6 protein-coding genes and 2 pseudogenes are annotated in these 8,307 nt (G+C 73.9%); 4 read left to right on the forward strand and 4 right to left on the reverse strand.

From position 1 onward, the window contains the following. Positions 1-6: 6 nt before the first annotated feature. Positions 7-318 (reverse strand): integration host factor, actinobacterial type, encoded by a 312-nt coding sequence (gene mihF / locus JWR81_RS12670; protein WP_297650866.1) that lies wholly within the window; start codon positions 316-318, stop codon positions 7-9. A gap of 206 nt (positions 319-524) precedes the next feature. Here mihF and JWR81_RS34345 point away from each other — a divergent pair. Continuing rightward, positions 525-824, forward strand: a pseudogene (locus tag JWR81_RS34345) (CocE/NonD family hydrolase); the annotation flags it as partial. A 270-nt stretch (positions 825-1,094) separates the two neighbouring features. On the opposite strand, the gene JWR81_RS12675 reads toward JWR81_RS34345, so the two are convergent. Then, positions 1,095-1,604, reverse strand: a complete 510-nt coding sequence (locus JWR81_RS12675; RefSeq protein ID WP_297650868.1) for a nuclear transport factor 2 family protein — start codon at positions 1,602-1,604, stop codon at positions 1,095-1,097. Positions 1,605-1,686: 82 nt separating this feature from the next. Further along, positions 1,687-3,051, reverse strand: coding sequence for a cation:dicarboxylase symporter family transporter (locus JWR81_RS12680; protein ID WP_297650870.1), 1,365 nt, complete (start codon positions 3,049-3,051; stop codon positions 1,687-1,689). 106 nt (positions 3,052-3,157) lie between these two features. On the opposite strand from JWR81_RS12680, the gene JWR81_RS12685 reads away from it, so the two are divergent. After that, a complete protein-coding gene (locus JWR81_RS12685) occupies positions 3,158-4,750 on the forward strand; it encodes an ATP-binding protein (protein WP_297650876.1) in 1,593 nt (530 codons plus the stop codon). Further along, positions 4,747-5,433, forward strand: a complete 687-nt coding sequence (locus JWR81_RS12690; RefSeq protein ID WP_297650878.1) for a response regulator — start codon at positions 4,747-4,749, stop codon at positions 5,431-5,433. Before JWR81_RS12685 ends, JWR81_RS12690 begins: the two co-directional genes overlap by 4 nt. Positions 5,434-5,436: 3 nt before the next feature. Here the strand turns inward: JWR81_RS12690 and JWR81_RS12695 are convergent, their stop codons facing one another. Next, complete coding sequence (locus JWR81_RS12695; RefSeq protein WP_297650880.1) at positions 5,437-7,482, reverse strand: LCP family protein; 2,046 nt, start codon at positions 7,480-7,482, stop codon at positions 5,437-5,439. Positions 7,483-7,776: 294 nt separating this feature from the next. On the opposite strand from JWR81_RS12695, the pseudogene JWR81_RS12700 reads away from it, so the two are divergent. Then, a pseudogene (locus JWR81_RS12700) lies at positions 7,777-8,307 on the forward strand (hypothetical protein); the annotation flags it as partial.

Here is an 8,307-nt window from a genome sequence, read left to right on the forward strand (position 1 = left end):
AACGACCTACTTCAGGGCGTCGAGCAGCGCCTGGCGCTGGCGGTCGCCGAGGCCGGCGGCGCGGCGGGAGGCGTCGATGCCGGTCTGCTCCAGCAGCGCCGAGACCTTGGCGGGGCCGTAACCGGGGAGGCTCTTGAGCAGGTCGGCGACCTTCGTCTTGCCGACGATCTGGTCGGACTTGGCGCGGTCGAGAACGGCCGGGATCGTCTCCTTGCCGGCCGCGATCGCGTCGCGGAGCTCCTTGCGGGCGGTGCGGGCGGCGGCGGCCTTCTTCAGGGCGTCGGCGCGCTGCTCCGGGGTGAGCGTAGGCAGTGCCATGTCGTCGTTCTCCTCTCCGTGCGTCCACCCGGGACGGGTGTTCACGCAGGTCATCTTCACGCCAAGCGTGTCAGAACCTCCGCGCGGCACGCGGGCGACCCCCGGTTTGCGTGGCGATCTGCCCGGGTGACCGGTCTGGCGGTGGACGTCGGAGCCTCGATGACGACGCGCGACGCAGTGGCTCTCGTCCGTGACGTGTACCGCCCTTGCGGGGGTGGTCGCATCCCGCGCCGCTGCACCGCACGCCCTACGACCGCACCGATCCGACGCTGGTCAGCGCCATCGCGGCCGATCCGGTGCGGCTCGCACGGCAGGGCTACGCGGTGGTTGTGCAGGATGTCCGGGGGCGGTTCGGGTCCGGGGGAAGACGGACTTGTTCCACCAGGAGCAGGACGACGGGTACGGCGCCGTGGAGTGGGCGGGCGGCGCAGCCGTGGTGCGAAGGCCGCGTCGGGGTCTACGGCTCGTCGCACCACGCGGTGACGACGGTCCAGGCCGTCGCGGCCCGCCACCGCACTGCGCGCGGCCGTCGCGGTGACCGGCGCCACCGACATGCGTGCCACCACGCCCCCCGGCGGGCTGTCCGGGCTCGGGCTCCTGGCCCTCCACGGCCTCGGGCACGCCGTGGAGGAGGTGCGGCGGCTCGATCTGCCCGACGCGAAGAGGCCGGCGCTCCTGGGGCACGTCGGGGCCGCGTTCGCCGACCCGCGGGCCACGGTGGTCACGCTGCCGGCACACCTTCCGTACGGGCCATCGCGTGCGGCTGGAGGTGCTGGTCACCACCAGCTGGCGGGCCCCTCCACCGCGCCCCCGACGGCCGCCCCGGGCCGCACGGCGTCCGCGGGCAGGTCGAGCTGCGCGAGCAGGCCCGTCTGGTCCCAGAGGGCGCGCACGGCGGTGATCCGCGCCTGCCGCACCGTGACGACGGTGATCACGACGACCTCGGCCGACCGACCCGTCGACGCTGCACCGGGGAGCAGCCACGGGAGCTCGCGGTCGTGCGTGAACGACACGCGTTCCTCGTCGACGACGCGGAAGCGGTCAGTGGTACGCGAGAGCCGGGAAAGCGCCAGGTCGGCGGGCAGGCGCCCGGTCACGTCGTCGGAGAGATGGCGGCGCAGCGCGTCCTGGCCGGTGGCGCCCGTCCGGGCGGGCAGCCGCAGCACCGACACCTCGGGTGCGGTCAGGGCGACGGCGGCGTCGAGGTCGCCGGCGAGCACGTGGCGCCGGTAGGAGTCCCGGATGCCCTCGACCTGGCGCATGAGCTCCTGGATCCCCGGCGTCACGAGCGGAACCCTATGCGCAGGGACGACGAACGGCACCCTCGTCGCACAGGTTCCGACGAGGGTGCCGGTCGTCGCGCCGGGGTCAGGCCTGTGCTCCCGCCACCGGCTTCTCCAGCACCGGGGTCGCCGCCGCCGGGGGTTCGTGGGACTCGTCGTCGTCCAGCATCGTCGCCTCGTCGAAGGGATCCTGGCCCGACAGCACGCGGTCGGCCTTCGCGCGGTCGAACTCGCCGACCCAGTTGCCGATCACCACGGTGGCCACGGCGTTGCCGGCGAAGTTGGTGACGGCGCGGGCCTCGGACATGAAGCGGTCGATGCCGACGATGATGCCGACGCCGTCGACGAGGTCGGGGCGGTGCGAGGCCAGCCCGCCCGCCAGGGTCGCCAGGCCGGCACCGGAGACGCCCGCCGCGCCCTTCGACGCGATGATCATGAACAGCAGCAGGGAGATCTGCTCGCCCAGGGCCAGCGGCTTGCCCAGGGCGTCGGCGACGAAGAGCGAGGCCATCGTCAGGTAGATCGCCGTGCCGTCGAGGTTGAACGAGTAGCCGGTGGGCACCGTGATGCCGACGACCGGACGCGACACCCCGACGTGCTCCATCTTGGCGATCAACCGGGGCAGCGCCGACTCCGACGACGACGTCGAGACGATGAGCAGGAACTCGCGGCCCAGGTAGCGCAGCAGCGAGAAGATGTTCAGCCCGGTGAAGACGCGCAGGATCAGGCCCAGGACGGCGAAGACGAAGATCGCGCAGGTGACGTAGAAGCCCAGCATCACCTGCAGCAGCGCGCCGAGCGCGGCCCACCCGGTCTCGCCGACGACCGCCGCGATGGCGCCGAACGCGCCGATGGGAGCCACCCACATGATCATCGACAGCACGCGGAACACGAGCCGCTCGAGGTGCTTGACCCCGCGCAGGATCGGCTCGCCGTTCCTGCCGAGCGCCTGCACCGCGAACCCGACGAGCAGCGCGACGAACAGCGTCGAGAGCACGCTGTCGTTCACCAGCGGCGAGTAGAGCGTGGTGGGGATGATCCCGAGCAGGAAGTCGCCCGTGCCCTCCGTCGCCGGCGCGGTGTAGGGCTTGAGGGTCGTCAGGTGGAGCCCGGCGCCCGGCTGCACGATGTTGCCGACCACGAGCCCGATCGCGAGCGCCGCGGTGGACATGACCAGGAAGTACCCCAGCGCCAGGCCGCCGACCTTGCCGACCTTCGCCGCCTGGCGGATCGAGCCGATCCCCAGCACGATCGTGCAGAAGATGATCGGCGAGATCATCATCTTGATCAGGCTGACGAACGCCGTGCCCAGCGGCTTGAGCGCGGCGCCGAAGTCCGGGAACACCAGGCCGACGACGATGCCGAGGAACACGGCCGCGATCACGGCGAGGTACAGGAAGTGGGTGTGGTCGCGCTTCGCGGGCGGGTGCGCTGTCGTTGTCGCTGACACGGGTCCTCCGTTGGGCCGATGGTTGCCGTGAGCGTGCGGCAGTATGTGCGCGTCATCACCCTTTCGTTCATTTCGTACGGTGGAGCGCGATGAGGCGGTGGAGGGCGTGAGCAGGTGGAGCCTGGCCCGGCAGCTGTTCGCGCTGCAGGCGGCGGTGGTGGCGGTCGTGCTGGCCGGTGTCGCCGGTGCCGCGTACCTGCAGTTCGGTGACGTGAACCGGGACGCCACGGGCCGCGAGATGCTCGCCGTCGCGCACACGCTGGCCGTCGACCCGGACGTCCTGTCCGCTCTGCGCGACCCGAACCCGTCGGCGCGGCTGCAGCCGCTCGCCGAGCGGGTCCGTGCTGATACGGCCACCGACTTCGTCGTCGTGATGACCACCGCCGGCATCCGCTACACGCATCCGACCGTCTCCCAGATCGGCCGCACGTTCCAGGGCAGGATCGCTCCCGCGGTGCGCGGGCAGACCGACTACACCGAGACCTACACCGGCACACTGGGGCCCTCGGTGCGGGCCGTCGTCCCCGTGATGGACGGCGGCCGGGTGGTGGCGCTGGTGTCGGTGGGCCGCACCGTCACGGCCGTGTCGCGCGACCTGGCCCAGCAGGTGCCGTACATCCTCGGCGGCGCGGTCGCCGCGCTGCTGCTGGCCGCGGCCGGTTCCTGGCTCGTCACCCGCTGGCTGCGGCGCACCACGCACGATCTGGGGCCCGCGGAGCTCTCGCGCATGTACGAGTACTACGACGCGGTGCTGCACGCCGTCCGCGAGGGCCTGCTGCTGCTCGACCGCGACGGCCGGGTGCAGCTCGTCAACGACGAGGCGCGGCGGCTGCTCCGCCTCCCCGACGACGTCCAGGGCCGTCCGGTGGACGAGCTCGGGCTGCCGGCCGCTCTGGGCGCGGCTCTCGCGGGCGGCGAGCCGCGTGCCGACGAGATCCACCTGACCGCCGACCGGATCGTGGTGGTGAACCAGGCCGCCGCCCGGTGGGACGGACGCCGGCTCGGCACGGTCGTGACCCTGCGCGACCACACCGAGCTGCGGGCGCTGGTGAGCGAGCTGGAGACGATCCGCGGCTTCGCCGACTCGCTGCACGCGCAGGCCCACGAGGCGGCCAACCAGCTGCACACCGTGGTGTCGCTGATCGAGCTCGGACGCGCCGACGAGGCGCTGGAGTACGCCACGGCCGAGCTGGAGGTGGCGCAGCACCTCACCGACGCCGTGCTGGCCGCCGTGGCCGTGCCGGAGGTCGCCGCCCTCGTCGTCGGGAAGGCGGCGGTGGCCGCGGAGCAGGGCGTGACGCTCTCGCTCGACGAGGGCATGCTGCTGCCCGACGGCCTCGCCGACGCCCACGACCTCGTCACGGTCGTCGGCAACCTGCTCGACAACGCGATCGACGCCGCGCTCGAGGGCCCGGAGCCGCGCTGGGTGCGGCTCGGCGCCCGTCCGGCCGCCGACGAGGTCGTGCTGCGCGTGGCCGACAGCGGCCCCGGCCTCGACCCGGGCACGGCCGAGGAGGCCTTCACCCGGGGCTGGAGCACGAAGCCGGCCGGCGGGGCGCTGGGGCGCGGGCTGGGGCTCGCGTTGGTGCGCCGCGCCGTCCACCGCAACGGCGGCCATGTGGACGTGGCTCCGTCGCAGGCCGGCGGCGGCGCGGTGTTCGTCGTGCGGCTGCCCGTGCCCGAGCGGGCCCGCGTGTGATCCGCACGCTCGTCGTCGAGGACGACCCCGTGGCCGCCGCGGCGCACGTCGCCTACGTGGAGCGGGTGCGGGGGTTCGAGGTCGTGGGCAGCGCCGCGACGGGCGCCGCCGCGCTGCGCCTGCTGACCTCCACCGAGGTGGACCTCGTGCTCCTCGACGTCCACCTGCCCGACACGAACGGGCTCGAGGTGCTGCGCCGGATGCGGGCCGCGGGCCACACCACCGACGTCATCATGGTGACGCGGGCGCGCGATCTCGCCGTCGTGCGCGCGGCCATCGCCTTCGGGGCCACGCAGTACCTCGTCAAACCGTTCACGTTCAGCGCCGTGCGCACCAAGCTCGAGGGCTACCTGACCTACCGCGAGCCCACCGACGCCGTCCTCGCCCAGGACGACGTCGACGGCCTCTTCGAGGCCCTGCGCGGCCCGGTGGATGGCGGGGGCCTGCCCAAGGGCATCAGCCGCGAGTCCCTCGATGCCGCGACGCAGGCGCTGCGGGAGGCCGGGCCCGGCGCCGGCGCCACAGCGCTGGAGGTGGCCGACGTCCTCGGCGCCTCCCGGGTCACCGCACGCCGCTACCTCGAGTACCTCGTGGACACCGGCCTCGCCGTGCGGCACGCCCGCTACGGGAGCACCGGCCGCCCGCAGACCGAGTACCGCTGGCGTCCGGGCGGGGTGTCCTGACCCCTACCCGCAGCTCGCCGCGAGCGACTCGGGGGCCGTGCTGGACGGTGTGGTGGTGGCACTGCTGCCGTTGCTCGCCTGCGGGGCGGTGGTCGGCGCGCTCGCCGGGGCCGGGGCCGCCGTGGGGGCGGCCGGTGGGGGCGCGGCGAAGGCGGTCTGGACCACCTCGCGCATGTAGCCGACGTCGACGTGGCTCGTGTTGAACCTGCCGTCGTTCTCCGACGGGTCTGGAAGGTTCGGGTCGAACGAGATGCTGTCGAGCTGCACCGACTTCTGCCCGGCCAGCGTCACGAGCTGGGGGAGCACCTCCTGGGGGATGTTGGTGGCCACGGAGTTGGTCGTGGCCGCCGCGATGTCCTGGAAGTGCGTGAGGACGTCGGTGGGGCTCTTCTCCTTGAGGATCGTCTGCAGCAGGCAGCGCTGGCGGCCCATGCGGGAGTAGTCGTCGGAGTCGCGACGGGACCGCGCGAACCACAGGGCCTGGTTGCCGTCCAGGTGCTGGACGCCGGCGGGTACGTAGCCGTCGGGCTTGACGTGCTGGCCGTTGGGCAGGACGCCGCCGATCGGCAGTGGCACCGGGCCGACGTCGATGGTGACGCCGCCCACCGCGTCGATGATCGAGGCGAAGCCCGCCATGTTGACCTCGACGTAGTAGTCGAGCTGCACGCCGAGCATGTAGGCCACGGTCTGGTGCAGGAGGTTGAGGCCCGGGTTGTTCGTCGGGGTGGTGGGCGCCTCGGCAGGGTGGTCGAGACCCCACGCGTAGACGGCGTTGAGCAGGTAGTTGCCCGAGAGCGGGTTGTCGGCGTCGTGGAAGCCCTTGGGGAACTGCTCCGCCATCGGTGAGCCCGGCGGGAACTGGGCGTAGCCGATGTTGCGCGGCAGCGCGAACAGCGTGGTGCGGGCCGTCCTCGTGTCGATGCTGGCCATCATCATCGTGTCCGTGCGCGCGCCCGTGCGGTCCGGCCCCGCGTCGCTGCCGACGAGCAGGACGTTGAGGCGTGGCTTGCTGATCGCCTCGGCCACGGACGTGCCGCCGCCGCCGGTGAACAGGCTGTCGAGCAGGGACCGCTGGGAGTTGGCCAGGTTGGCCGCGAACCCGAACGGCGCGGCGACGGTCATGCACAGGGCCGTGACCACGAGCGCACCCAGACCCTGACGGGCGATGCCGCCGCCGCGCGGGCGGGCGATCACGTAGGTGCGCACGATGACGGCGATCCACGCCAGCGCCGCGACGAGCAGCCCGGCGATGGCGACCGCGAGCACGCGCGAGGACAGCGCGTTCTCGAGCAGGGTCGACCGGCCCGCGGTGAGGCCCACCATCGCGAGCGAGACGCACGTCAGCAGGAACACCGCGAGGATCAGCCCGCCGGTGCGCCTGCGCCGCAGCATGAGATGGCCGGTGCCCGGGACGACTGTGGCCGCGAGCGTGGCCAGCAGGGCCTGCCCCATGTTGCGCGGCCACCGGCGCTGGGCCGAGCGGGCGGCCGAGCCGGCGGCGGAGCGACGGGTGGCGTCGCGGGTGATGCTGCTGCGAGGCACGGGCGGCGCGTCCGGCGTGGGCGGGACGCGGGTGGTGCTCGCCGGGGCGGCCATCGCGGCCGCCTTCGTGGTGGGCTTGCGCTGCGGTGCGTCCGCGCCGGGTGTGGCGGACGGGGTGCGCGGGACGGGGCGCGTCGGCGGCTCGTCACGGGGCGGACGGGCGACCGGGGTGCCGGCCCTCCCGCTGGGCGCAGGCGCCGGTCCGCGGCGCGGTTCAGGACGGTGGGGTTCGGGACGGCGCGGTTCGGGGTCGCGCGCCTCCGACCTGTGCCCCGGGCCGCCCCGCTCGGGGGCGAGCGCCTCCGGTGCCCGGCGGTCGGGAGCCCGTTGCTGCTCCACGCCCGGGCGCCGCCGTGGCGGGACGGGGCGGGTGGGGTCGTCCACGGTGTCCCAGTGCGGCGGTGGCGAGCGCAGGACCGGCTCCGGCCGTTCGCGCTCGGCCCGGCGGGGCCACGGCTGCTGCGGGGGAGCATCGCGCCGGCGGCCGTGCGCGCCGTCGTCATCCACCGCCGTCCACCCCCTGCCCTTCACCGGTTGCCGTCACAAGCATCGATCATGCTGGAGACTCGGCGCTGAGAAGCCCGGAGCCTACTGGGAGTAGTCGAAGACCCGACACCACACCTCATGTGGCCGTTGGCCGGGCCACGTCGAAGCGCACGCCGGTGAGCTCCTCCGAGCGCTCCCAGAGCTTCCGCTGCACGTCACGGTCGTGCGAGGCGCCCGTGACCCGACCGGCCTCGGGAGCTCGTAGGCGAACATCAGGTTCGCGAGTTTCGCCTGCCCGGACACGGTCCAGCGCTCGTGGCGGCGGTGCTCGGTGCCGAGGTCGTCGAGGTGGATGCGGCCGATCCGGTGCATCAGGCTCGAGAGCGTCACGACCGGTCCGCAGCCGTCCACCGGGTGCTCATGGCCGGTGACGACACGGATCGCTCGTCGGCCGCCGTGGGGGTGGACCGGCCGGGTGGACCCGCGGTCCGTCGTCAGCGCGCCATCGCCGGTGCCGCGGCCGGGTGCTCGCCGGTCGGGACCTTGGTGGGCGTGGTGGTGGGCACCGTGGTGGGTGCCTGCGACGTGGTCGTGGGTGCGCTGGTCGGGGCGGCCGAGGTGGTGGGCGTCGTCGTGGGTCTCGGCGTCGTCGTGGGCGCGCTGGTGGGGGTCCTGGGCGGCCTCGTCGTCGTGGGTCCGTCCGGCCTCGTCCTGCGGGCAGGCGCGCTGCCCGTGGCGGGGTCGCCCTCGGCGATCGGGGCCGGGGCGGCAAGCGTGGCCGGAGCGGCAGGCGGGGCCGCGAGCGGCACCGGGGCGGACGCGGGGGCGACGGGCACCGTCGTCCCC

It is taken from the genome of Pseudonocardia sp. (genome assembly GCF_025965585.1).
GTDB lineage: Bacteria > Actinomycetota > Actinomycetes > Mycobacteriales > Pseudonocardiaceae > Pseudonocardia.